Below are 25566 nucleotides of genomic sequence, written 5' to 3'. Positions count from 1 at the left end.
ATAGAAGGAGCAGGTCATGGAATTTATTGTAGCTGAGGAGGGAATTCCTCAAAATATCGGATGTCAGGGAGCCTTGATTGCCTATTATGGCAGTGAGATAGAATTTCATTATGAAACCGTGCCACCGCACGGTGATGAGATTTTTTCTGCCAAGTTGCCTTTGTTAGAACTTGAATTGCCCTTTTGGATCTATGGGAGAAATCTCATATTTTTAGACGCTTACTACCTTTTAGCTGAAACTGTTAAGAAAGGAACGTGGGATCCGATAACCAGTATACTCATCAACATTCATATGGGGAAATACGCCAGCCTAGATCATTGGTACAATAATATATCTATTGAGCAAGACGGTCTTGAGTTGAAAAATGATTATGATGGACAAGTCCTGACTTTGAAAACGGTTGACAATCTTCATTGGCTTGCCCTAGATGCTGTAGCAGAAGAAAGGAACTAAAGATGGCAAAGAAAAGAGTAACCTTACCCAAGGATTTTAATGAACTACTAACTGATGGCAATATTGACCAATTAAAGGCTGTGTATAACAAGTGTGAGCTAACTGCCCATAACGGGAGATATAGTTTAAGTACGGCTCTGCATTTTGGTGGGGTTCCTGATGAGCTGGTTATCTGGCTTGTCGAACAGGGCTTAGATATTAATATCCCTGATTATTATGGTGCAACTCCTTTGTACCGTCAGGCAACCATGGGAAGAGAGACTGTAAAACTCTTGCTTGAATTGGGGGCAGATATTGAAAAAAGCAATACTTACGGAAATACACCTCTGCACATGGCAGCTGAGTTTTTTCATCCTAAGACCGTTGCGCTTCTAATAGAAAAGGGAGCAAGTGTTAACTCTAAAAATGATAGGGGGCAAACTCCCCTAGACTCAGTTCTCACTGTCTGTCGGGGAATCTATATTGCCCAAACAGCTGAAATCGCCTCTATGCTACTGGATGCTGGTGCTAAGAAAACACCTGCTATGAAAGAAAAGGTCGAAAATATTGGTAAAGATTTTGAGTTTCATAGAGAAGGAATCAATCCTGACTATTTGGAAGCAGCAGATAAAGGTTTAGCCATACTTTATCGTTTGTTTGATGTCAAGCCAGTAGCCAAACGAATAACCCATGATGGCAGTGCACCAATCTTGGTCAAAGAAGGAACTTGGGAGGAGCAATATGAGGAACTTTGGTCCTTCTTAATCCCTTCAAGTGGCGCAGCAAAAACTGTTCAGGGAGAAGTTATCCGTATACCAGGTCGAGTTCGAGATGAACTGGATCGCAATGGTGGGGCCAACTGGGACAGGGACTATAGAAAAATGCTTCAAGCTCTCCCTCAATACTTGTCTCTGGGAAATCCCCTTTCAGACCAAGAATTGGAAGAAAGCAAGCAAGTCATTGCGCGAATTCATAGCAAAGAAAGTGATGATGAAGCCAGTCTAGACCGTCTGTGTCAGCTAGCTATTGCTTGGATTAAGCAAAATCCTGAACCCCTTCTCCTAGAAAAAACAAGTTATAAGCGTTAAAAAGCATTGGAAGACAGATAAAAAAAGAAATCATGGTGAAATGATGCAACTAATTGACCAAGTTAAGAAAATAGAAACTTATATTTGTGAGTATTTTGAAGACTGGGATTTGGATGATCCTGCGGAAGAGGAATACCTGGCTGATTATCAGAAAATTTCTGGTGCTTCCGAGAAAGAGCTTCAAGCCTTTGAGGAAAGACTTGGTATTCGTCTACCTAGTGACTTCAAAGAGCTTTATAGCTACAAAAATGGGAGTAAATACTTCTCTATTTTACCTTGTGTGATTGACCAGAGAGAGCTGCCTTTTTCTCTCATGAGTTTGCAGGAAATGGAAAGTTGTAAAAAATACTTTCAAAATAGGGATGCTCTATTGACGGATTTCCCAGATTATTTTTCTAATCAAGATCTGGAAAATATGCGTGATAGTAGAATAAAGCCCTATCTTTTTAATAAAAAATGGCTTCCTTTTGCTCAGTATTGTGACTCTTGTTATCTTATGCTGGATTTTGATCCAGACCGAGAGGGTCAGGAAGGGCAGATTATTTGCTACATCCATGATCCTGATGAAATTATCTATGTAGCAGAAAGTCTTACGGAGTTGATTGAAGGGATAGTGGATGAGATCATATGAACGGACAAATGTATCAGATAGCCTGTATCGTGGCAGCCGCGAGGAAGGCTTTAAAAAGTGGTAAAGAAATATGCTATAAGCCTGAAAAATATACAAATAAATTGAGCTTTCAAATTTTGCCGTCAGAAAATGGGGAAGCTACAGAACTTTCTGTATCTGATTGGTTTGAAAACCTTAAGGAAAAAGGTTTGAAGGATTTAAAATTATTTTGTCCTATTTCGGTTGAAGACAGAGGTATTTTAGGATTCTCTAATACAACACAGAGTGCAATTCTCTGTTTTTATAAAGATGGGAAGGCAAGTTATTTCCTACCAAATTGGGAATCTGCTTCCCCAGTCAGAGGCTGGGATGTCACCTACACCGAGTATGAATGGGAAAGGTCTTCTCAAGACATTCCCCACTATGAAAATAATCTGGAAGAATTTAAGGACGTATTGGCTCGTATAGAAGATCTAGCAAGTAAAATTGAATGTGAAAACTTTGCAAAAGTCTTTCACTCTGCTAGAAACCATATCCTTGACCTTGATGCTACTAAGGTGCTAGAGGAGCCTCAAATTCCGCCACAAAATCAAAATATATTTAGAGCCGCAAGTGCAGCGGATGTTTTTGGAGGAATGGGCTCATGGAATGATGAACCTGGATGGCTGGCACAAGATAAAGGACTGGGTCAAGTGTACGATGAACTTTCGGATCAGTTGCTAAGAAATATTCGATTAGCTATTCTATTTGCCATCAATGAATGGTGATCGTTTAAGGGGAAGAAAATGGGGAAGCTAAAGTTAAGACTATTGAACAAATGGGAGCTTGACAAGGATTACAATAGTGTTCTCAATTCTGTCATGTTACAGGATGGTAGAGCCTTTGTCTTGACCAGTGAGAAGGAAGATTTCAATCGCTACTGTCTGCTTGAAGTATCGCCTTTGGGTGTGAAGGAGATAGATGCTTGGGCTTGTGACCATGTTTGGGAGGAAGAGTCTCTACTCTTTACAGATGGACAAAATATTGGCATCATCAAGGCTGGTAAGGAAATAGTCTATTATACTGGTGATTTTTCTCATCCAGAAATCATTGCTATAAAGGATTCGCAAAGTATACTTCCTAAAGAGGCACAAGAGAGATATTTTCAAATAGTATCAGATAGCGACCAGATACCCGTGTGTTTTGAAGATCAAGTTTATACAAATCAGGCAAGAAACTTTGCCCTTTTAGAATTTGATAGAGAGAAAAAGCAGGCTAAGTGGACCACTTATTCGCATATTGATAAAAACGGTTTAAACCACCACGACAGGAGCTCGGACGCTAGTCCTAAAATCGATAGTCTGAAATGTTGGCAGCAAGAGCTTTATGCCTTTACTTCGGGAGAAAACCAAACCTCCGTCAATAAATGGGGCATGGACTATTATGCCCTAGTTAAAATCTCTAGTGATGGTCGTATTATCGAAAAGTTATTAGAATCTGAACATTTAAAGACTTTAGGTAAAAAAGCTGGTGTCAATGGACTCTTTACGGATTCGCCTTATCTTATCCTGAGCCCCCTATTTAAGAATGATGACTGGAAGGGCAAGTAAAAGCTATTTTCTCTGGTAACAAGAGAATTGTGCGATATAGCCTTGCCTAGAGGAATGAGTAAACACAAGCTTCAAAATATGACAGACAACTTTTGTTTAACCTTCCTTTACGACAGAGGATTAAAAGAACTTGCCCTTTGTCAGATTGACTAGGCTGTGAGGCTGAGTTTGGAATATTCTTAGAATAGATGAAGAAAATAAAAAACAAAAAAATGTTAAAATATCTTGACATTTTAGCGGTTTGGAGTATAATAAAAAATGTAAAGGACTCTTAACATTGTTTTGACAGATTGGAGGAACAGAACCATGAGAAAAATGGATGAAATGGACAGAGCGATTCAGCTACGTTCTGAGGAATGGGGTTATAAAACGGCTCTATTTGGCTTATGTGGATGGACAGTATTTAATATTTATCAATCTATTACAAAAGGCATTGAACTTGAAATGTTACCATGTTTGATTTTATGTTTATCTATTTCTGTTCAAGGATTTACACAACTTGCAATAAAACAGAAAATGATTGATGGTGATGAAGAGTTTAAAGAACCAAATAAACTTGTTCAAGGAGTAATTTTGATGGTTCTTATCCTTATCGTAGTTTTGGCGATTGGCATTTATTGTTTTCAGAAAGACTAATGCTGTATGAAAAATAATATCAAACAGTTAAGAAAGTCTGAAGGACTACGTCAGGAAGATATGGCAAAAATATTAGGCGTTAGTCGACAAACCATTATAGCTATCGAGAATGACAAGTACAATCCTACACTTGAACTAGCAATGAAAATTGCAAGATTGCTGCGACTACATGTTGAAGAAATTTTCGTTCTAGAGGATTAAAGATATCAGATAGCATTTATTTTAATCATCTGCCCCGTAATGATGAGAGAGTTTTCCGGTTCATGGAAACTCTCTTTTTAAAGCTCAAAAATAGTCTACTCAATTTTACCCTTGTCCATCTATATATCTATCGTAAAACTGGTATAAAAATTGCAAATAAACAGTTAAAATAGTATACTAGAAACATCGATTAAGAAAGCGTTTGCGTTTTTGATAGTGATTATTTAGGAGACAAACTATGGAATTAACAGCCATTTATCATAGACCAGAATCAGAGTATGCTTATCTGTACAAAGAAGGTCAGCTACATATCCGAATTAGAACCAAGAAAGATGATGTCCAGCAGGTCATTTTGCACTATGGAGATCCCTTTATTTTCATTGAAGATAAGTATGAAGCTAAGAAAGAAATGACTAAAGTAACCTCGGATGCTTTATTTGATTATTGGCAGGTTACAGTATCGGTTGATTTTGCACGAATTCAGTATCTCTTTGAACTCCTTGATAAGGAAGGTCAGGGTGTCTTCTATGGAGATAAGGGTTGTGTAGAACATACTCAAGAAAATTTGGATGCTGAAGGTAATGGTTTCAAGCTTCCTTACATTCACGAAATCGACGGTTGCCAAGTTCCTAGCTGGGTTTCAAATACCGTTTGGTATCAGATTTTCCCAGAACGATTTGCGAATGGAAATCATACACTGACTCCAGGTGGAGCTCGAGAGTGGAATGCAGCCATTGCACCTAATAGAGATGACTTTTTTGGTGGAGATTTACAAGGGATTATTGATCATTTAGACTATCTTAAAGATTTGGGAATCACTGGACTTTATCTATGTCCGATTTTTGAAGCAACAACCAATCATAAGTACGACACGACGGATTATTTTGAAATTGACCGTCACTTTGGAGACAAGGAAGTCTTTCGTAATCTAGTAGAGGAAGCCCATAAACGGGGCATCAAAATCATGTTAGATGCAGTGTTTAACCATATCGGAGATCAGTCAGCCCAATGGCAGGATGTTCTAAGGAATGGAGAAAATTCCCCTTATAAAGATTGGTTCCATATTCAAGAATTTCCAGTTACTGAGGATAAACTTAAGAACCCAAGAGAACTACCGTATCATACCTTTGCCTTTGCTAGCTATATGCCTAAGTTAAATACAGCAAATCCTGAGGTGAAAGCTTATCTTTTAAGTGTTGCGACCTACTGGATTGAAAATTTTGATATCGATGCTTGGCGCTTGGATGTTGCCAATGAAATTGACCACCAATTCTGGAGAGATTTTAGAAAGGCAGTTCTAGCCAAAAAGCCTGATTTGTACATCTTGGGTGAAATCTGGCATACGTCTCAGCCTTGGCTACAAGGGGATGAGTTCCATGCGGTTATGAACTACCCGCTTTCTGAAAGTATCAAGGATTATTTCTTGCGTCAGCGTAAAAAGACGGGGCAATTTATTTCAGAAATCAACAGCCAGTCTATGTACTACAAGCAACAAATTGCTGAAGTGATGTTTAACCTTTTAGATTCTCATGATACAGAGCGTATCCTTACAACTGCAAAAGGAAATGTGCAGCATGTCAAGGCAGCCCTTGCCTTCCTCTACCTTCAAAAAGGGACCCCTTGTATCTATTACGGAACAGAGCTGGCACTTAAAGGGGGACCAGACCCTGACTGCCGTCGTGTCATGCCTTGGGACCGTGTTTCTGAGGACAATGATATGCTGAATTTCATAAAGCAATTAATCAAGATCCGTAAGGAAATTTCAAGCATTATTCAATATGGAACCTATAAGCTAGAAGAAGTGAAACCAGATGTTCTAGCTTTGAAATGGAACTATGAAGGGAAAGAAGTTCAAGCCATCTTTAACCAGTCTTCTGAGAATTTTGTTTTAGATAGAGATTCAGTTGATTTAGCTAGTCATTGCCAGCTTGAAGATGGACATCAAGTCATCTTACCAGATGGATTTGTAGTTTATTTAGATTCGATTTAAACCGGTTTTTAACTCCAACACATGCTTGTTTTAAACTAGAAAGGAAAGACCGATGGAAAAACTTCAAGTTTCTGAAGAATGGTTGCAAAAATACCAAGAAATCAAACATATTTTGACCTCGTCTGTCAATTACGCAGCGTGTTTCGAGATGAAAGAAATAGACGGCAAGGAAGTCTTTGTCTTAGATATGGGGGAAGTGACCTTCCCAAGTGGAGAAATTTTAGTTAGGGATCCCTTGGTCTGGCTCCGTAGGAATGAAAAACCCTATTTAGAGACCGTTCCAAAAGGAACATTTCCTCTCAAAACCTTGGTAGTTAAAATCGAAGAAGATCATTATAGGTATGTTGCAACAAGAGTTCAATTTACAGATAAACTTCCAGTTGTTTACTATGAAGCTTTAACTGGTACTGAAAACCTGGATTCTGTTGAAGAAGATTCTTATTTTGGATTTTCAGTCGATGCAGGCTTGGCAACTATTGTGGATGTTGAGACAAAAAATGCCTACTGTGATTTTGAAGAAAAATGGTATCAAGAAAATCCTGAAAAAAACATCTATGATGATTTCTTTGAGGAAATTTTTGCTCAAAATGCCATAGAACATCCCCTATATCAACGAGAAGGCGGTGATTGGATTAACTTTAAAATACCACATACAGACCTGACTATTCCAATGATTCAATCTGGTTTTGGAGATGGAAATTATCCTGTTTACTTTGGCTATGACAAGGATCATCAACTATGTGATGTGGTTATTGAGTATATCTATGTAGGATAAGGAGTTGGATAATGGCACTCAAGGAAGTTTATGATTATTTTCGTCACTATGATAAGGAAACTTATCAAGTTGTCGCCTGCATGGGCAATGAACCATCGGAAGAAGATGTTCAGGATTTTGAAAATCAATACGGCATTCGTCTGCCAGAAGATTTCAGGGAATTCACCATGTCAGCTCTGGGAGGTCTCTTTATGGAAGTCAGGGAAGAGCTATGGCCAAGAGCCAAGGCTTACGATGTAGCCCCTTTTTGGACCTTCTGCCGAGGTATCAAGGTCTTGGGAATTGCAAATGGCATCCCAGACTTCCTAGACATTCGAATAAAAACTAAGGAATTACATGATTTAGGATTTGTTGACTATATTCCATTTCTATCTATCATCGGGGATGGAGATGTGATTTTCTGCTTTGATAAGGACAATCATATAGTAGCTCTAGATTGGTTTAATAGTGGCGAAACTGAAGAGCTTGAATGTGATTTTTCAGAGCTTTTGCTGCAGCAAATTGCAGAGTTAGAAGAACGTAAAGATGAGATGGTCAAGCTACTGGAAAAGGGGAAATCTAGTCAATAATCTAATAAGAAATATCAGTTTGATAGACCGTAAAAGAGGTTGGGACAAAAGATCCCGCCCTCACTTTTTATTAGCAATCAAACTTTGACGCGGTAGCTGATTGAACTTTCTGTTCGTCTTTTATACTCTTCGAAAATCTCTTCAAACCACGTCAGCGTCGCCTTGCCGTACTCAAGTACAGCCTGCGGCTAGCTTCCTAGTTTGCTCTTTGATTTTCATTGAGTATTAGACTCCAAAAAGCTCCTAATCATCCTCGCGGGGCTGGGACTACGAAATCGAGACTTTGTCTATCGATTTCCGTCCTACCGCCTTTTTTAGTAAAATCATTCACTAAATGTACATTCAGATTTTCAAAGTTTTCTACTAATTATAGAAAAAAGAATCAAAAGTATGATTTTTATGCTGCCAGTATTGAAGTTTCTTATATTATTTTATAAAATAGAAGCAAAATACTACTGAAAAAGTAGAGCGCTTACATAAAATTGGAAGCGGTTACGAATATAAGGAGGATCTTATGAGAAAAGATCATTGGAATCGAAAAAGAGTGTATAGTATCCGAAAATTTACCGTTGGAACTTGCTCTGTAGTCATCGGTACTTGCTCAGTCTTATTTGGTGCAAGTGTAGCTGGTGCAAACCCAGTTTCAGCTGATGAAACTCCAATTGCAGTTGCTGCAGAAAAAGTAGAGGATGATTCTCATAAAGAGGAACTTAGTGAAACAAGAAGTCCAGAACAGCCAGCATCAACTGAATCAGCTGCAAGTGAAGTTGCTACACCAGCTCATGAAGTTGAAAAAACACAGGACAACCAAACTGTACAGTCAGATTCTGACAAGAAAGAGGATTCCATCTTAGATAAGAAACCTCAAGCAATTACTCAAGATCAATCTGCTCAAACGGAAAAACCGGACCTAAAACCGGCTACCAGTGAGGAGGTAAATCAATTGGTTGAGGACCGTAAAGTAGAATTTAACCAAAACTGGCATTTTAAACTCAATGCTAATGCCAAAGACGCTATCAAACCAGATGCAGATGTATCAAGCTGGAAGAAATTAGACCTTCCTCATGACTGGAGTATTTACAATGACTTCGATCATGATTCTCCTGCCCAAAACGAAGGTGGACAACTCAATGGTGGTGATGCTTGGTATCGCAAGACCTTTAAACTAGATGAAAAAGACCTTAACAAGAATGTTCGCCTAGTCTTTGATGGAGTTTATATGGATTCGCAAGTCTATGTAAACGGTCAGCTAGTTGGTCACTATCCAAATGGTTACAACCAATTCTCTTATGACATCACTGATTATCTCAATAAAGATGGTCGTGAGAATGTCGTAGCTGTACATGCGGTCAACAAACAACCAAGTAGCCGTTGGTACTCAGGAAGTGGTATTTACCGCGATGTTACCCTTCAAGTCACAGATAAGGTTCATGCTGAGAAAAACGGAACAACGATCTTAACACCAGACCTTGAAAAACAACAAAATGGTAAGGTTGATACTCATGTAACAAGTAAGATTGTCAATACAGATGACAAAGATCATGAAATTGTTGCTGAATACCAAATTATTGAACGAAATGGCCAGGCTGTAACGGACGTAGTTCGTACAGATAGCCAAGTCTTGAAAGCTCATCAATCAACTAGCTTGAATGCTATTTTGCAAGTTGAGAAACCAAAACTCTGGACAGTTCTTAACGATAAACCAGCTCTTTATGAATTAGTGACTCGTGTTTATCGTGACGGCCAATTGGTCGATGCCAAGAAGGACTTGTTTGGTTACCGTTACTATAACTGGACACCAAATGAAGGCTTCTCTTTGAATGGTGAACGCATTAAATTCCATGGAGTTTCTCTTCACCACGACCACGGAGCTCTAGGGGCTGAAGAAAACTATAAGGCAGAATACCGTCGTCTGAAACAGATGAAGGATATGGGTGTGAACTCTATCCGTACAACCCACAACCCAGCTAGTGAGCAAACGTTGCAGATCGCTGCAGAACTAGGTTTGTTGGTGCAAGAAGAAGCCTTCGATACTTGGTACGGTGGTAAGAAACAGTATGACTACGGACGTTTCTTTGACAAAGACGCCACTCACCCAGATGCTAAAAAAGGTGAAAAATGGTCTGACTTTGACCTACGTACAATGGTCGAGAGAGGCAAAAACAACCCTGCTATCTTCATGTGGTCTATCGGTAATGAAATCGGTGAAGCAGACGGTAAGGCTCGTTCTCTAGCGACTGTAAAACGCTTGGTCCAAGTTATTAAAGCAGTTGATAAGACACGCTATGTCACTATGGGAGCAGACAAGTTCCGCTTTGGTGATGGTAGTGGTGATCATGAAAAGATTGCCAACGAACTTGATGCGGTTGGATTTAACTATTCAGAAGACAACTATAAGAAGCTTCGTGCGAAACATCCAAATTGGTTGATTTACGGTTCAGAAACTTCTTCAGCAACTCGTACTCGTGGTAGCTATTTCCGTCCAGAAAGTGAACTAGTCCACAGCAACCAAGCTTACCGTCACTATGAGCAATCAGACTATGGTAATGACCGTGTTGGTTGGGGTAAAACAGCCACTGCATCGTGGACTTTTGACCGTGACAATGCTGGTTATGCTGGTCAGTTTATCTGGACAGGTACCGACTATATCGGTGAGCCTACTCCATGGCACAACCAAAACAACACACCAGTTAAGAGTTCTTACTTTGGTATAGTAGATACAGCTGGAATTCCTAAGAATGACTATTACTTGTACCAAAGCCAATGGGTTTCTGCTCAGAAGAAACCAATGGTTCATCTCCTTCCTCACTGGAACTGGGAAGATTCTACCCTAAGAGAGAATGTAGCAGACGCAGATGGTAAGATTCCTGTTCGTGCATTTTCAAATGCTGCCAGTGTGGAACTGTTCTTGAATGGCGAGTCTCTAGGTAAGAAAACCTTTAACAAGAAACAAACTAGTGATGGCCGTACTTACCAAGAAGGTGCCAATGCCAAGGAACTTTACCTTGAGTGGAAGGTTGCTTATCAACCTGGAACCTTGGAAGCAGTAGCTCGCGATGAGGCTGGTAATGAAATTGCTCGTGATAAGGTTACGACTGCTGGTGAACCTGCAGGTGTTCGCCTAGTCAAAGAAGAAAATGCTATCGCAGCAGACGGAAAAGATCTCACTTATATTTACTACGAAATCGTTGATAGCGCTGGTAATGTAGTTCCAACTGCCAATAACCTTGTTCGCTTCCAGTTGCATGGACAAGGTCGGATTGTCGGTGTGGATAACGGTGAACAAGCAAGCCGTGAACGTTACAAAGAGCAAGCTGACGGTTCATGGGTTCGTAAGGCTTTCAATGGTAAGGGTGTTGTCATTGTCAAATCAACTGAGCAAGCTGGTAAATTTACCTTGACTGCTCATTCTGATCTCTTGAAATCTGATCAAACTACTATCTTCACAGGTAAGAAAGACCAAGCTGAAAAAACAGTTTTGGGTACAGAAGTTGCTAAAGTCCGTACTGTTATCGGGCAAGCGCCAAAAATGCCTAAGAAAGTGGCATTTATCTACAGTGATGGCAGTCGTGCAAAACTTCCAGTAGAATGGTCAGCAGTTGATGTCAATGAACCAGGAATTGTGACTGTGAAAGGCGTGGCAGATGGACGTGATGTAGAAGCGCGTGTTGAAGTCTTGGCTCTCGAAGCAGAATTGCCTGTAGTCAAGAGAATCGCTCCAAATACAGATCTAAGTTCAGTTGACAAATCTGTTTCTTACGTATTGTCAGATGGTACTGTAGCAAGCTATGATGTTAATAAGTGGGAAATTGCAGCTGAAGACCAAGCTAAACTAGCAATCCCAGGCTCTCGCATCCCAGCAAAAGGTATTTTAGAAGATGAAGAAATCGCTGCGACCTTGGTAGTTGCAGAAGGGGAAGCTGCTAATCCAGTAGTTCCAAGTGTAACTGTAGCAGATCAAGCGGTTGAAGGCCTTTCAACTGACCAACCTGTAAAATATCACAAGCTTGCTTATGGAGCAGCCTTGCCAGAGGTCAAAGCTACAGCTGAAAATGCTCAAGTGACAGTTATTCAAGCTAATGAAGCAAATGGTATGCGTGCAAGCATCCATGTTCAACCAAACGATGGTGGCCCACTACAAACTTATGCTATCCAATTCCTACAAGAAGCTCCACAAATTGAACGTTTGAGCCTAGAAGTTGAAAATGCAGCTACTTTGAAAGAAGACCAAACTGTCGGTATCAAGGTCTTGGCTCACTATCAAGACGGTACACAAGCAGTCTTGAAGGCTGATAAGGTTACCTTCTCAACTACAGGTGAAGGAGATGTAGCCGTTCGTAAAGGTATGCTTGAATTGCATAAACCTGGTCAAGTAACTCTGAAAGCTCAATTTGAAGGAGCAGAAGGCCAGATTGACTTGAACATTCAAGCAAATACTGAAAGCAAAGTTGTCCAAGCCATCCGTCCAGTTAGTGTCGTGACAGGTTTGAACCAAGAACCAAGTCTACCTGCTACTGTAACTGTAGAGTATGACAAAGGATTTCCAAAGGTTCACAAGGTGACTTGGCAAGCAGTTGCTAAGGAAGACCTTGCTAAATACCATAGTTTTGATGTCTTAGGTAAAGTTGAAGGAATTGAGAAAGAAGCACATGCTAAGGTATCTGTCGAAGGTATCATTGCTGTCGAAGAAGTGAGCGTAACTACTCCAGTTGCAGAAGCTCCTCAACTACCAGAGAGCGTTCGTACTTACCACTCAAATGGCCAAGTCTCTTCAGCTAAAGTAACTTGGGACGCTATTGAACCAAGCCAATACGCACAAGAAGGCAAGTTTACTGTGACAGGACATGTAGAAGGTACTCAACTACCAACTAAACTTCATGTTCGTGTATCTGCTCAGACAGAAACTGGTGCTAATATTTCTGACCAGTGGACTGGTTCAGAATTGCCACTTGCCTTTGCATCAGACTCAAATCCAAGTGACTCAGTAGCCAATGTCAATGACAAACTAATTTCATATAACAACCAACCAGCAAATCGCTGGACAAACTGGAACCGTACAAGTGAAGCATCCGTAGGAATTCTCTTTGGTGACTCTGGTATCATGTCTAAACGTTCAGTGGATAACCTCAATGTAGCCTTCCACGAAGACCACGGTGTTGGTGCACCTAAATCCTATGTCATCGAATACTATGTCGGTTCAGCAACTCCAACAGTTCCTAAGAATCCAAGCTTCGTAGCACGCGAAGACCATGTCTTTAATGACGATAAAAACTGGAAAGAAGTAACAAATCTCAAGGCTCCAGATCAAGTCAGAGCTGGAGAAATGACCCACTTTAGCTTTGATAAAGTCAACACTTACGCAGTTCGTATCCGCATGGTTAGACCAGATGGTAAATGGGGTACTTCTATTACAGAAATGCAAATCTTCTCTAAACAAGTAGCTGCAGCTAAGAATGCTCAAGCAAAAATCCAAGTAGATGGAAAAGATTTGCCAAACTTTAACCCAGGCTTGACTGACTACTATCTAGAAGCAAGCCAAGGAAAAGCTCCAGCTGTTACAGCAAGTGTCACTGAAAATGGTATTGCAACAGTTGTACCAAGCGTAGGTGAAGGAGATCCAGTTCGTGTTGTTGTCAAGGCTGAAAACGGAGATATCCTAGGTGAATACCGCCTACACTTCACAAATGATAAAGATTTGCTCGCAAGCAAACCTGTTGCTGTTGCCAAATCATCTCGCTTGGTTGCTAAAGGACAAACTCTTGAGCTACCAGCAAAAGTTCCTGTTTACTTCACAGGAAAATCTGACTATGAAGTGAAGGACTTGGCTGTTGACTGGGAAGCAGTTCCAGCAGAAAATCTAACAAAAGCAGGTGAATTTACAGTTCATGGTCGCGTTTTGGGTACTGATTTAACTGCTGAAGTAGCTGTTCGTGTAACAGACAAACTCGGAGAAAATCTTTCAGATAACCCAGACTTCGATGACGATAGCAACCGTTCATTTGCCTCAGCAACTAACGATATTGATCCAAACTCTCATGACCGTGTAGATTATGTTAACGATGGTTCAGATGATGAAAGCCGTCGTTGGACTAATTGGTCTGCAACTCCATCTGAAAATCCAGAAGTTTCAGTAGGGGTTATCTTCAGAGAAAATGGTAAGATTGTTGAACGTACAGTAGCTGAAGGAAGCATTCGCTTCTTTGCAGATGGTGGAACAGATGCACCTTCTAAACTTGTTCTAGAACGCTATGTGGGACCAGAATTTGATTCACCAGAATATTACTCTAACTACCAACCATACGATCCAGAACATCCATTCAACACTCCTTCTAACTGGGAGAAAGTTGAATATCGTGCGGATCAAGAAGTTCAAGCAGGAACTGACATCCATGTAACCTTTGCACCGGTCAAAGCTAAAGCTATGAGATGGCGCATGGACAGAAAAGCAGACAAGAAGGGTGTGGCTATCACTGAAATGGCCTTTATCGCACCAAGTGAAGCACCTAAAGACAATACAGCTTCTAAACTTCTAGTAGATGGTAGAGAGCTTGCAGACTTCTCTGAAGCTCGTGTGGATTACCAAGTAACCTATAGTGGAAACCGTCCTAAAGTGACCGTTGAAGCTGGTGAAAACGTAGCGGCAACAGTTGTTGATAGTGGTGACGATAAACTTCCAGTCTTGGTACGTCTCGTTTCAGAAAGTGGTAAACAGGTCAAGGAATACCGTATCCAATTGACCAAAGAAAAGGTTGAAACTGGGAAAGTTGCCCCAGCTGTTCAGGAAGAGCTTCCTAGCCTAGAAGTGGTAGAAGAAGCTCTCAGCTTCAAGACAGTGAAGAAAGAAGATCCAACTCTAGCAGAAGGTGAAACTCGTGTAACTCAAGCAGGTCGTGAAGGTAAAGAACGTATCCTGACTGAAGTAGCACTAGATGGAAGCCGTACTGAAAAACTTCGCGAAACTATTGAAGCACCGCAAGATGAGATTGTCTTAGTCGGAACTAAGAAAGAAGTATCTGGTAAAACAGATCCAGCTATCCATGAGGTTCCAGAATTTACAGGTGGTGTCAATGGAGCAGAAGCAGCTGTTCATGAAGTCCCAGAGTACCCAGGAGTCATTGGCACAGCAGGCGATGAAGCAGCACCAGTAGTAGAAGTACCAGAATTTACAGGCGGTGTCAATGGGGCAGAAGCTGCTGTTCATGAAGTACCAGAGTATACTGGTCATGTAAATGGTTCAGAAGGAACTACCCATCAAGTTCCACACTTTGAAGGTGGCGTTCCTGGTGGAGAAGGGACTAGTCACCAAGTTCCAGAATTTACTGGACGTGTGAATGGTTCAGCCCCAACTACAGGTGAAACACCAGCATACAGAGATGAGCAGTCACAAGTAGCTCTTGCTATGTCACAAGACAAGACCTACCAAGCGCCTGCAAGTCATCAAAATATCCTCCCTGAAACAGGTACAAAAGAAAATGCAACCCTTGCAACAGCAGGTGTTGTAGGAGCACTACTTGGTCTCTTTGCAATGGGAAAGAAAAAAGAAGACGAATAAGATGATGTTATAGCATCTAAGTCATAGAGATTGGACTAAGAGACTAATCTCGATCATAAAAAGCGGACAAAACTAGTTTTCTGATAAACAGAATCTGGTCTTGTTCGCTTTTTTTCTCATGAAGCAATTGCAAAAGAAGACCAGAGATGATATTCGACAAAAAACTAAAATAACAAACTAGAGGAATTGTCTCAGAAACATGGTGAGTAAGGCATGGCTATACTGACTTGAATTCAGCGCATCTGAGGACTTTGAAAATCTCTCTAAAGTCTACAGGGATAAGCTTTCTTTCTCTCCTCAAAAGAGTTATAATAAAGATGAAAATAGGGATAGAAGAGTAGGAGATAGGATGGCTTATATTGAAATGAAAAACAGCTATAAGAGGTATCATACTGGTGATACAGAAATTGTAGCCAATCGGGATGTCAACTTCGAGATTGAAAAGGGAGAACTAGTCATTATCCTTGGGTCATCTGGAGCAGGGAAGTCAACCGTTTTAAATATTCTTGGTGGTATGGATACAAATGATGAAGGGCAAGTCTGGATTGATGGGACCAATATCTCGAATTTCACTTCTCATCAGAGAACTAACTATCGTAGAGATGACGTTGGCTTTGTCTTTCAATTTTACAACTTGGTTTCTAACTTGACTGCCAAGGAAAATGTTGAGCTAGCTTCAGAAATTGTTGCCGATGCCTTGGATCCTGAGCAGGTTCTCAAGGATGTTGGATTAGGGCACCGTCTTAATAACTTTCCAGCTCAGCTGTCAGGCGGTGAGCAACAACGGGTATCCATTGCTCGAGCCGTGGCTAAAAATCCTAAAATTCTCCTTTGTGATGAACCAACGGGAGCTTTGGATTACCAGACTGGTAAGCAGGTTCTAAAGATTCTTCAAGATATGTCACGTAAGAAGGGGGCCACCGTTATCATCGTGACCCATAATGCCTCCCTAGCTCCAATAGCTGATCGGGTGATTCAGATGCATGATGCCAGTGTCAAGAGTGTTGTCCTCAATCCTCAACCACAGGATATTGATGATTTGGAGTACTAAGATGAAAAGAAAGACATATTGGAAAGACCTGCTCCAGTCTTTCACAGGTTCAAAGGGACGATTTTTATCCATCCTAACTCTAATGATGTTAGGTTCTTTAGCCGTGGTTGGTCTCAAGGTTGCTAGTCCTAATATGGAGCGAACAGCTTGGGCTTATCTGAAAGATACTAATGTGGCAGATATGACCGTCATAGCAGATTATGGTCTAGATCAGGCAGACCAGGAAGAATTGCAAACTCTATCGGGAGCAGATGTTGAATTTGGTTATATGACAGATTTTACTCTGGCAAATAGTGAAGATGCCATACGAATCTTTTCAAATACTGAAAAGATTTCAAAATTTCAAGTAACGGAAGGTCGTTTGCCTGAAAAAGAAGATGAATTGGCCTTGGCGGATTTTTGGAAAGATCGTTATCAGATTGGTCAAGTCATTCAGTTGAGCCAAAAGAAGGGCAGTAATTCTCAGTTGAAGCGGGATAGTTATACCATTACAGGCTTCGTCCACTCTCCAGATATTTTCTCAAAAACGGATATGGGGAGTTCAGCCAGTGGTAATGGGAATCTAGCAGCCTATGGTGTCGTAACAAAAGATAACTTTAAGAGCTTTGTTTACACGATTGCCCGCCTGCGTTTTGCTAGTCTAACAGATGTCAATCCTTTTTCAAGCGATTACGAAAAGAAGCAAGAGGAAGAAGAGGGAACTCTCAAAGACCTAGTTGCTGATAATGGTCAAGCGCGGCTAGAAAAAATGAAAAAGGACGCTCAAGAGTCCCTTGATGAGGGCAAGAAACAGCTAGACGAGGCTGAAAGCAACTTGACAGCTGGCAAGAAACGTCTACAGGAAATCGAAACGCGTCTACAAGCTCAAGAAAATCAAGTGAGCCAACTACCAGAACCACAAAAAAGTCAAGCATCTAGTCAGTTAGGAGAAACAAAAGAACAACTAAAGCAAGAAAGGGAAAAGCTGAGCCAAGCCGAAACAGATCTTACTAAGGAAAAGGCTAAGTGGCAGACCAGTCAGGATGAGGTCAAGGCTCTAACAGAGCCAACCTATCATGTCTACAATCGCAAGAGTTCTCCTACTGGTCAAGGTTATCTCATGTATAGTAACTCGGCTATGAGTATTCGTGCCGTAGGGAATATCTTTCCAGTTGTTCTCTATGCCGTTGCAGCCATGGTTACCTTTACCACCATGACACGATTTGTAGACGAGGAAAGAACCAATGCAGGGATTTTCAAAGCTCTAGGATACCATAGCAAGGATATCATTGCTAAGTTTGTGATTTACGGCCTGGTTGCTGGAACTCTTGGAACCCTTCTAGGAATCTTGCTTGGGCATTACGTCTTGGCACCTACAATCTCTCATATTATCACTGAGCGAATGATTGTTGGAGAGAGTCAGCAGTATTTCTACTGGACCTATAGTTGTTTAGCTCTGACTCTAAGCTTAGTGGCTAGTGTCCTACCTGCCTACCTTGTATCTCGCAGAGAATTGCATGAAGAAGCAGCGCAATTATTACTACCTAAGCCACCAGTCAAGGGTTCTAAAATTCTCTTGGAGCGCATAACCTTTATCTGGTCACGCTTGAGTTTTACTCAGAAAGTGACAGCCCGCAACATTTTCCGTTATAAACAGCGTATGCTGATGACCATTTTTGGAGTTGCTGGTTCAGTAGCCCTCCTCTTTGCAGGGCTTGGGATTCAATCCTCTGTGGTTGGCGTGGCAGACAGGCAGTTTAAGGATCTGCAACAATACCAGATGGTTCTCTCTGTCAATTCTCGAGCTTCTGATTCTGACAAGGCTAAGCTAGAGGAAAAACTGAAAAGTGATGAAGTTGAAAACTATCGTTTTATTTCTTCCAAACAGATTGAGGAAGACTATGCCGGTAAGGCTGGCGTTCAGACCGTGACCATGATGGTGACGGATCAAGATGACCTAGCTCCCTTTGTCCTCCTAGAAAAAAATGGGGAAAAACTGAGCTTATCTAATGGAGTTGTCTTGACAGAAAAATTGGCCCAGTTGGCAGGAGTTTCTGTTGGTGACAATTTTACAATAGATGGGAAAACCTTTAAAGTAGGTGCTATTACCGAGCACTATGTGGGCCATTTTGTCTATATGAATCAGGCAACCTATGAGGAGATATACGGTCAAGCACCCAAGATGAATACATATTTGGTCCAACTCAAGGATAAAAGTGAAGTCAATACCGAAAGAGTCGCAGGAGAATTTATGGAGCAAGCAGCTGTCAGTGGCCTCGTTCAAAACGCCTCCACCATTCAGCTCTTTGAAAGTTTTGCCAATTCTCTGAATCACACCATGGCGATTTTGGTGCTGGTATCGGTGCTACTAGCCATTGTGATTCTTTATAATTTGACCAATATCAATGTTGCTGAACGGATTCGGGAACTTTCAACCATCAAGGTTCTTGGTTTTCATAACAAAGAAGTGACCCTTTATATCTATCGGGAGACCATCATATTGTCACTAATTGGAATGATTGTAGGATTGGTATCAGGCTTTTATCTCCATCAATTTCTCATTCAGATGATTGCACCCGGTACCTTCCGTTTTCAACCAAAGGTCGGCTGGGAAGTTTATCTCATTCCAGTTCTAGCTGTCAGTGTCATTTTGACCATCCTAGGAGTTTTTGTCAATCATTATCTCCGAAAGGTAGATATGCTTGAAGCCCTCAAGTCTGTAGAATAGTTGATCGAGGACAAAAACAAATAAGAAAGCCCTTTGTGGCTTTTTTATTTTCATAAAAATGGTAAAATAGTAAGAGTAGAAATGGAGTTCTAGATATGAAACGAATTGATCAATTTGAAAATAAGAAAGTATTAGTCCTAGGTTTGGCTAAATCTGGTGAATCTGCAGCTCGTCTCTTGGATAAGCTAGGTGCCATTGTGACAGTGAATGATGGCAAGCCTTTTGAAGAAAACCCAGCTGCGCAAAGTCTCTTGGAAGAGGGCATCAAGGTTGTCACTGGTGGACATCCTTTGGAATTATTGGATGAAGATTTTGCACTTATGGTAAAAAATCCAGGAATTCCTTATAGCAATCCGATGATTGAAAAAGCTCTAGAAAAAGGCATTCCAGTCTTGACTGAGGTTGAGTTGGCTTATTTGGTTTCAGAGGCACCGATTGTTGGTATTACTGGTTCTAATGGTAAGACTACAACTACAACCATGATTGGAGAAGTTCTGACTGCTGCGGGGCAAAATGGTCTCTTATCAGGGAACATCGGTTATCCTGCTAGTCAGGTGGCTCAGACAGCGACAGATAAGGACACCCTTGTCATGGAGCTATCCTCTTTCCAATTAATGGGAATCCAGGAATTCCATCCTGAAATTGCTGTTATCACCAATCTTATGCCAACCCATATCGACTACCACGGTTCTTTTGAAGCCTACGTTGAAGCCAAGTGGAATATTCAAAGCAATATGACAGCGGCTGATTACCTAGTTTTGAACTTCAACCAGGAATTAGCTAAAGAGCTTGCGACAAAGACAAATGCGACTGTAGTACCATTTTCAACACTTGAAAAGGTTGACGGAGCTTATCTTGAAGATGGTCTTCTTTACTTCCGTGGTGAAAAAGTCATGGCAGCTGATGAAATCGGTGTTCCAGGTAGCCACAATGTGGAAAATGCTCTTGCAACCATTGCTGTGGCTAAACTTCGTGGTGTTGATAATGAGACCATTAAGGAAACCTTGTCAGCCTTTGGTGGCGTTAAACACCGTCTCCAATTTGTAGACCAAATCAAGGGTGTTAAATTCTACAACGATAGTAAGTCAACCAATATCTTGGCAACTCAAAAAGCCTTGTCTGGATTTGACAATAGCAAGGTTATCTTGATAGCTGGTGGGTTGGACCGTGGTAATGAGTTTGAAGAGTTGGTTCCAGATATCACTGGACTTAAGAAAATGGTCATTCTCGGTCAGTCTGCAGAACGTGTCAAACGTGCAGCGGACAAGGCTGGTGTGGCTTATGTGGATGCAACAGATATTGCTGACGCAACTCGCAAGGCTTATGAACTTGCTGAAGAAGGAGATGTGGTTCTCCTCAGTCCTGCTAATGCTAGCTGGGATATGTATGCTAACTTTGAAGTGCGTGGAGATCTTTTCATCGACACTGTAGCGGAGTTAAAGGGATAATATGAAAAAAATAGTATTTACAGGTGGGGGAACGGTTGGACACGTTACCCTCAACCTTTTGTTAATGCCTAAGTTCATCGAAGATGGCTGGGAAGTCCACTATATTGGTGATAAAAACGGAATTGAGCATCATGAAATCCTCAAGTCAGGTTTAGATGTCACCTTCCATTCTATTGCAACTGGGAAATTGCGCCGATATTTTTCATGGCAAAATATGGTTGACGTCTTTAAGGTTGCATTTGGAATCCTTCAATCGCTCTTTATCATGCTTCGCCTTCGTCCACAAGCCCTCTTTTCTAAGGGTGGATTTGTATCTGTTCCTCCTGTTATCGCAGCGCGAGTATGTAGAGTACCTGTCTTTATCCACGAGTCTGACCTCTCTATGGGCTTAGCCAATAAAATCGCTTATAAGTTTGCGACTAAGATGTACTCTACTTTTGAACAAGCATCTAGTCTCACTAAGGTAGAGCACGTTGGAGCTGTGACTAAGGTTTCTGGTCCAATCATGGAAGAACCTGAAGAAATGGTGGACATCCGAACTTATTTTGATAGCAAACTACCAACCCTTCTTTTCGTCGGCGGTTCTGCCGGTGCGCGTGTCTTTAACCAATTAGTTACAGACCACAAGGAAGAGCTGACTAGTCGCTATAATATCATCAACCTGACAGGGGATGCTAGTTTAAATGAACTAAGTTCAAACCTCTATCGTGTTGACTACGTGACTGACCTCTATCAACCGCTCATGAATCTGGCTGATGTGGTCATTACTCGTGGTGGTGCCAATACCATTTTTGAGCTCCTTGCTATGGCTAAATTGCATGTCATTGTGCCACTGGGGCGTGAAGCTAGTCGTGGAGACCAGATTGAAAATGCAGCTTATTTCGTGAAGAAAGGCTATGCTGAGGAGTTGCAAGAGAGCGATTTGACCTTGTCTACTTTAGAAGAAAAAGTAAGCAAGCTTTTGACTCACAAAGAAGACTACCAGAGCACGATGAAGAATTCTCATGAATTAAAATCTGTGGCGGATTTTTATGCGCTACTAAAAAAAGATCTATCATAAGGAAAATCGATGTCAAAGGATAAGAAACAAGAGCCAACTCAAAGCAAGGAATTGTCAGAGTGGCAAAAACGAAATCAAGAATATCTTCAAAAAAAAGCTGAAGAAGAGGCCCAACTAGCCAAAGAAAAGGCCCAAGCAGATACCAATAAAAAAGAAGTTGCAAAAACTTTGGAAGAAGAAACCACTTTATCAGAGTGGCAGAAGCAGAACCGTGAATATCTGCGCAAAAAGGCTGAAGAAGAGACCAAGGAAGAACAAGAGTCAGACTTATCTGAAGATACTGAGGCAGAAGAGACCTCAGATTCTAATCCTGAAGAGCAGAAGGAGAGTGCAGAAGACCAGTCCTCTCCTGAGAATGAGGAGGAAACTACTGAGACAGAACAAGTAGAAGAAGAGGATGAAAAATCTGAAGAAACATCTAATGAAACAAAAGTAGAAGAAAAGAGATCTAAGTCTAAGAAAAAGATGGCCAAGCCTTCTATTCCAAGTGTTCATATCTGGCGTGCTGTTACGATTCTAATCCCAAGTTTGCTTGTCTTGATCTTTTCCATCTATCTTTTGACGCCTTACTCAACTCTGAAAAACATAGAGATTACTGGTACGGTAGAGACCAATGCAGACCAAATCAAAGAGGCTTCAGGGATTCGTGATAGTGACTATACCTTTGATCTGCTTCTCAATAAAGATAAACATGCTGAGATGATTAAGTCCAATCACTGGATTGAATCTGCTAGCATTCGCTATCAATTTCCGACCAATTTTACCATCCAGGTCAAGGAATACGGGATTGTAGCCTATTATGTTTCTGGAGAGGACCATTATCCGATTCTTTCTAGTGGGACGGTGGAAACCAGTCCAGTTAGTCTAGTCAGTCTTCCTGAAACCTATATGTCCGTACTCTTTAACGATGAGCAGCAAGTCAAAACCTTGATTGAACAACTGGCTGAAGTCAGCCCAGAGATTAAGCAAGCTATCAAAACGATTGAATTGGCTCCAACTAGTGTAACCAGCGATCTTCTCAAGATTACCATGTATGATACGGATGAGGTTTTGGTTCCTTTATCAGAACTAGGTAAAAAATTGCCTTACTATAGCAAGATTAAACCTCAATTAACAGTGCCAAGCGGTATTGATATGGAAGTTGGGATCTATAGTTATAGCTTGACGGATAAGGCTTTAGAAGAAGCAAGAATCAAAGCTAAAGAAGAGGAAAAGAAGAAGCAGGAAGAAGAAAAGAAAAAACAAGAAGAGCAAGGGAATCAAACTCAGAATCACACACAAACTCAAAATCAAACAACCCAACAATCACAGAGTCGTTAAGTTTGAGATGCCTCTATTGACTTGATGATGAGTCCTGTTTTCTACAAGTTCAATCGCTGGTTTTTACTTGACAAGTATCGCTTTAAATAATAGAATAGTAAAAAACCTTTAAAGCAGTCCAGAGAGGCAGCTAAGGTTAGACGGTGAAAGGGTGGAGACTACCCATTTTTCGTGGAACCTTGCTGTAGGCAGGTTCCTTTTTTCATACTCTCTTGCGAACAAAGGTAAAAGGAGAAAAGTATGCGCGAATCTCGTCCAGTTATTGCTCTTGATTTTCCAAGTTTTGAGGCAGTCAAGAAATTTTTAGCTCTTTTTCCAGCTGAAGAGAGCCTCTATCTAAAGGTAGGTATGGAGCTCTATTACGCCACAGGTCCGGAGATTGTTTCTTATTTGAAAGACTTAGGTCACAGTGTCTTTCTGGATCTCAAACTTCATGATATTCCCAATACGGTTAAGTCAGCCATGAAGGTTTTGTCTCATCTGGGTGTTGACATGACCAATGTTCATGCCGCAGGTGGTGTGGAGATGATGAAGGCTGCGCGTGAAGGTCTTGGAAAAGAAGCAAAATTGATTGCTGTTACCCAGTTGACTTCAACTTCTGAAGAACAAATGAGAGACTTTCAAAATATTCAAACCAGTCTTCAAGAATCGGTCATTCATTATGCCAAGAAAACTGCTGAAGCTGGATTAGATGGTGTGGTTTGTTCAGCTCAGGAAGTCAAGCTTATCAAAGAAGCTACCAACCAAGACTTTATCTGCCTGACACCGGGTATTCGACCGGCAGGGGCTGCAGTTGGAGATCAAAAACGAGTCATGACGCCAGCAGATGCTTATCAAATTGGTAGTGACTACATCGTTGTCGGTCGCCCGATTACTCAAGCCACTGATCCAGTTGCAGCTTATCATGCTATCAAGGATGAGTGGAACCAAGACTGAAATTAAAGAAATAGATTATAAAAACAAAAGGAGTAGACCATGACACTTGCTAAAGACATTGCCAGCCATCTATTGAAAATTCAAGCCGTTTACCTCAAACCAGAAGAACCTTTCACTTGGGCATCTGGTATCAAATCACCGATTTATACGGACAACCGTGTGACGCTTGCTTATCCAGATACTCGTAGCTTGATTGAAAATGGTTTTGTGGAAGCTATTAAGGCAGAATTCCCAGAAGTAGAAGTGATTGCAGGAACAGCGACTGCAGGTATTCCTCATGGTGCCATCATCGCTGACAAGATGAACTTGCCATTTGCCTATATCCGTAGCAAACCAAAAGACCATGGTGCTGGAAATCAAATCGAAGGCCGTGTAGCTCAAGGACAAAAGATGGTCGTTGTCGAAGATTTGATTTCAACTGGCGGTTCAGTTCTTGAAGCCGTAGCAGCTGCTAAACGTGAAGGAGCTGATGTTCTTGGAGTTGTGGCTATCTTCAGCTATCAATTGCCAAAAGCAGATAAGAACTTTGCGGATGCTGGTGTCAAACTAGTAACCCTCTCAAACTACAGCGAGCTCATTCACATAGCTCAAGAAGAAGGCTATATCACACCAGAAGGACTCGACCTCCTAAAACGCTTTAAAGAAGACCAAGAAAATTGGCAAAATGCTTAAGGTATATAAAAATCAGGTAGTCGCTAGGATTACCTGATTTCTTTTTGTGATTTCATTGGATGTTAGTCAACTTTTCCACCTTCAACAACCAGGTCATCTGCTTTAGCAGCATCACCGTAGGTTGGGTGAAGTGTTTTTTCGTAAGCCTTATGGAAGAAGTTTTCTTTACCTAATTTTTCGATTTCTTGGTTAATGTAGTCAAGTAGTTCTTGGTTACCTTTTTGAACTGCTGGTGCAATAGTATCTGGGTTACCTAGAGAGGTAATTCCTACTTCAAATCCCTTGTTTTCAAGTGCCCAAGCTAGGACTTCAGTATTGTCAGTAGAGAAGGCATCTCCACGTCCGTCAAGAAGGGCTTGGTAGGCATCGCTATATTGGTCGTATTTTTGAAGTTTTACTTCTGGGTGATTTTTCTCAAAGTAAGTTTCAGCAGTGGTTCCTTTTGTAACGATCAAGGTTTTACCTTCAAGTTCTTTAACGTCCTTGATGACTTTATCTTTTGGTGACACAACACCGAGAGAAACTTTCATGTAAGGAAGGGCAAAGTCAACTTGTTTCTTACGTTCATCAGTAACTGTGAAGTTGGCAAGGGTGATATCAACTTTATTTGAAATCAAGTATTCAGCACGGTTAGCTGCATCCACTGATACATATTTCGGTTTGACACCAAGGTCTTGTGCTAATTGGTTACCAAGTTCGATATCGTAACCTTGGTAAGAACCGTCGTTGTCAACATAACCAAACGGTTTCTTATCTCCAAATACTGCGATTCGAAGTTCCCCACTTTTCTTAATTTCATCAATGGTGCGAGCTTTGGCAGTTGCCTTCGTAGATGAAGCATCAGAGCTTCCGCCTGAACTACAAGCTGTGACAAAGATAAGCGCAAATGCTAGAGCAAAAACAGTTAGAATTGGTTTAAGTAGTTTCAT

Annotated in this window: 19 protein-coding genes and 2 pseudogenes; 20 read left to right on the top strand and 1 reads right to left on the bottom strand. The window is 41.0% G+C overall.

The features are described from left to right. Positions 1-16 precede the first annotated feature (16 nt). From HMPREF1116_RS05315 to pyrE, 20 genes and pseudogenes are all read left to right on the top strand, one after another. Complete coding sequence (locus tag HMPREF1116_RS05315) at positions 17-454, top strand: hypothetical protein (protein WP_000394424.1); 438 nt, start codon at positions 17-19, stop codon at positions 452-454. A gap of 2 nt (positions 455-456) precedes the next feature. Then, positions 457-1521 (top strand): ankyrin repeat domain-containing protein, encoded by a 1065-nt coding sequence (locus tag HMPREF1116_RS05310; protein WP_001085621.1) that lies wholly within the window; start codon positions 457-459, stop codon positions 1519-1521. A gap of 43 nt (positions 1522-1564) precedes the next feature. Beyond that, the gene (locus tag HMPREF1116_RS05305; protein ID WP_007554904.1) at positions 1565-2152 is read left to right on the top strand and encodes an SMI1/KNR4 family protein; all 588 of its coding nucleotides are present in this window, start codon (positions 1565-1567) and stop codon (positions 2150-2152) included. After that, positions 2149-2898: a hypothetical protein gene (locus HMPREF1116_RS05300; protein ID WP_001014339.1), complete on the top strand. Its 750-nt coding sequence runs from the start codon at positions 2149-2151 to the stop codon at positions 2896-2898. The genes HMPREF1116_RS05305 and HMPREF1116_RS05300 overlap by 4 nt, the downstream gene beginning before the upstream one ends. Positions 2899-2916: 18 nt before the next feature. Then, positions 2917-3720, top strand: a complete 804-nt coding sequence (locus HMPREF1116_RS05295) for a hypothetical protein (RefSeq protein WP_000517232.1) — start codon at positions 2917-2919, stop codon at positions 3718-3720. A 306-nt stretch (positions 3721-4026) separates the two neighbouring features. Then, positions 4027-4356 (top strand): hypothetical protein, encoded by a 330-nt coding sequence (locus HMPREF1116_RS05290; protein WP_001230569.1) that lies wholly within the window; start codon positions 4027-4029, stop codon positions 4354-4356. A 6-nt stretch (positions 4357-4362) separates the two neighbouring features. Continuing rightward, positions 4363-4557, top strand: coding sequence for a helix-turn-helix transcriptional regulator (locus tag HMPREF1116_RS05285; protein WP_000794365.1), 195 nt, complete (start codon positions 4363-4365; stop codon positions 4555-4557). 238 nt (positions 4558-4795) lie between these two features. Continuing rightward, positions 4796-6547 carry a glycoside hydrolase family 13 protein gene (locus HMPREF1116_RS05280; RefSeq protein WP_000423958.1) on the top strand — a complete coding sequence of 584 codons (1752 nt, stop codon included), beginning with the start codon at positions 4796-4798 and terminating at the stop codon, positions 6545-6547. A 52-nt stretch (positions 6548-6599) separates the two neighbouring features. Next, positions 6600-7322, top strand: a complete 723-nt coding sequence (locus tag HMPREF1116_RS05275; protein WP_000413612.1) for a DUF4241 domain-containing protein — start codon at positions 6600-6602, stop codon at positions 7320-7322. Positions 7323-7333: 11 nt separating this feature from the next. Beyond that, positions 7334-7891, top strand: coding sequence for an SMI1/KNR4 family protein (locus HMPREF1116_RS05270; RefSeq protein WP_001185400.1), 558 nt, complete (start codon positions 7334-7336; stop codon positions 7889-7891). A gap of 514 nt (positions 7892-8405) precedes the next feature. After that, positions 8406-8573: pseudogene (locus tag HMPREF1116_RS12565) on the top strand (YSIRK-type signal peptide-containing protein); the annotation flags it as partial. A 210-nt stretch (positions 8574-8783) separates the two neighbouring features. Then, positions 8784-14898, top strand: a pseudogene (gene bgaA / locus HMPREF1116_RS05265) (LPXTG-anchored adhesin/beta-galactosidase BgaA); the annotation flags it as partial. Continuing rightward, on the top strand, positions 14874-15443 hold the full coding sequence (locus tag HMPREF1116_RS12560) for an SIALI-17 repeat-containing surface protein (RefSeq protein ID WP_442852123.1): 570 nt from the start codon (positions 14874-14876) through the stop codon (positions 15441-15443). The pseudogene bgaA and the gene HMPREF1116_RS12560, both read left to right, overlap by 25 nt. A gap of 349 nt (positions 15444-15792) precedes the next feature. Beyond that, a complete protein-coding gene (locus HMPREF1116_RS05260; protein ID WP_000323392.1) occupies positions 15793-16494 on the top strand; it encodes an ABC transporter ATP-binding protein in 702 nt (233 codons plus the stop codon). Between the two features lies 1 nt (position 16495). Further along, complete coding sequence (locus HMPREF1116_RS05255; protein ID WP_000824283.1) at positions 16496-19201, top strand: ABC transporter permease; 2706 nt, start codon at positions 16496-16498, stop codon at positions 19199-19201. Between the two features lie 95 nt (positions 19202-19296). Further along, complete coding sequence (gene murD, locus HMPREF1116_RS05250; protein WP_000821007.1) at positions 19297-20649, top strand: UDP-N-acetylmuramoyl-L-alanine--D-glutamate ligase; 1353 nt, start codon at positions 19297-19299, stop codon at positions 20647-20649. A gap of 1 nt (position 20650) precedes the next feature. Further along, positions 20651-21709 (top strand): UDP-N-acetylglucosamine--N-acetylmuramyl-(pentapeptide) pyrophosphoryl-undecaprenol N-acetylglucosamine transferase, encoded by a 1059-nt coding sequence (locus tag HMPREF1116_RS05245; RefSeq protein WP_000724807.1) that lies wholly within the window; start codon positions 20651-20653, stop codon positions 21707-21709. A 9-nt stretch (positions 21710-21718) separates the two neighbouring features. Further along, positions 21719-23029 (top strand): cell division protein FtsQ/DivIB, encoded by a 1311-nt coding sequence (locus HMPREF1116_RS05240; RefSeq protein ID WP_000031182.1) that lies wholly within the window; start codon positions 21719-21721, stop codon positions 23027-23029. 240 nt (positions 23030-23269) lie between these two features. Next, the gene (pyrF, locus tag HMPREF1116_RS05235) at positions 23270-23965 is read left to right on the top strand and encodes an orotidine-5'-phosphate decarboxylase (RefSeq protein ID WP_001209285.1); all 696 of its coding nucleotides are present in this window, start codon (positions 23270-23272) and stop codon (positions 23963-23965) included. Positions 23966-24004: 39 nt separating this feature from the next. Continuing rightward, positions 24005-24637: an orotate phosphoribosyltransferase gene (pyrE, locus tag HMPREF1116_RS05230; RefSeq protein WP_000170886.1), complete on the top strand. Its 633-nt coding sequence runs from the start codon at positions 24005-24007 to the stop codon at positions 24635-24637. Between the two features lie 62 nt (positions 24638-24699). Here the strand turns inward: pyrE and HMPREF1116_RS05225 are convergent, their stop codons facing one another. Further along, positions 24700-25566 (bottom strand): cysteine ABC transporter substrate-binding protein, encoded by an 867-nt coding sequence (locus HMPREF1116_RS05225; RefSeq protein ID WP_000771284.1) that lies wholly within the window; start codon positions 25564-25566, stop codon positions 24700-24702.

The sequence above is a fragment of the Streptococcus sp. SK140 genome (genome assembly GCF_000259525.1).
GTDB lineage: Bacteria > Bacillota > Bacilli > Lactobacillales > Streptococcaceae > Streptococcus.
Note: the sequence above shows the minus strand (reverse complement) of the source record. Positions and strands in the feature narration are given on the sequence as shown.

Bases quoted from the DNA above. Each gene is read 5' to 3' on its own strand.
- HMPREF1116_RS05285 (WP_000794365.1), top strand. From the start codon at position 4,363: ATGAAAAATAATATCAAACAGTTAAGAAAGTCTGAAGGACTACGTCAG.
- HMPREF1116_RS05310 (WP_001085621.1), top strand. From the start codon at position 457: ATGGCAAAGAAAAGAGTAACCTTACCCAAGGATTTTAATGAACTACTA.
- HMPREF1116_RS05290 (WP_001230569.1), top strand. From the start codon at position 4,027: ATGAGAAAAATGGATGAAATGGACAGAGCGATTCAGCTACGTTCTGAG.
- HMPREF1116_RS05300 (WP_001014339.1), top strand. From the start codon at position 2,149: ATGAACGGACAAATGTATCAGATAGCCTGTATCGTGGCAGCCGCGAGG.
- HMPREF1116_RS05280 (WP_000423958.1), top strand. From the start codon at position 4,796: ATGGAATTAACAGCCATTTATCATAGACCAGAATCAGAGTATGCTTAT.
- HMPREF1116_RS05295 (WP_000517232.1), top strand. From the start codon at position 2,917: ATGGGGAAGCTAAAGTTAAGACTATTGAACAAATGGGAGCTTGACAAG.
- HMPREF1116_RS05315 (WP_000394424.1), top strand. From the start codon at position 17: ATGGAATTTATTGTAGCTGAGGAGGGAATTCCTCAAAATATCGGATGT.
- HMPREF1116_RS05305 (WP_007554904.1), top strand. From the start codon at position 1,565: ATGCAACTAATTGACCAAGTTAAGAAAATAGAAACTTATATTTGTGAG.
- HMPREF1116_RS05270 (WP_001185400.1), top strand. From the start codon at position 7,334: ATGGCACTCAAGGAAGTTTATGATTATTTTCGTCACTATGATAAGGAA.
- HMPREF1116_RS05240 (WP_000031182.1), top strand. From the start codon at position 21,719: ATGTCAAAGGATAAGAAACAAGAGCCAACTCAAAGCAAGGAATTGTCA.
- pyrF (WP_001209285.1), top strand. From the start codon at position 23,270: ATGCGCGAATCTCGTCCAGTTATTGCTCTTGATTTTCCAAGTTTTGAG.
- HMPREF1116_RS05245 (WP_000724807.1), top strand. From the start codon at position 20,651: ATGAAAAAAATAGTATTTACAGGTGGGGGAACGGTTGGACACGTTACC.
- pyrE (WP_000170886.1), top strand. From the start codon at position 24,005: ATGACACTTGCTAAAGACATTGCCAGCCATCTATTGAAAATTCAAGCC.
- HMPREF1116_RS05275 (WP_000413612.1), top strand. From the start codon at position 6,600: ATGGAAAAACTTCAAGTTTCTGAAGAATGGTTGCAAAAATACCAAGAA.
- HMPREF1116_RS05255 (WP_000824283.1), top strand. From the start codon at position 16,496: ATGAAAAGAAAGACATATTGGAAAGACCTGCTCCAGTCTTTCACAGGT.
- HMPREF1116_RS05225 (WP_000771284.1), bottom strand. From the start codon at position 25,566: ATGAAACTACTTAAACCAATTCTAACTGTTTTTGCTCTAGCATTTGCG.
- HMPREF1116_RS05260 (WP_000323392.1), top strand. From the start codon at position 15,793: ATGGCTTATATTGAAATGAAAAACAGCTATAAGAGGTATCATACTGGT.
- murD (WP_000821007.1), top strand. From the start codon at position 19,297: ATGAAACGAATTGATCAATTTGAAAATAAGAAAGTATTAGTCCTAGGT.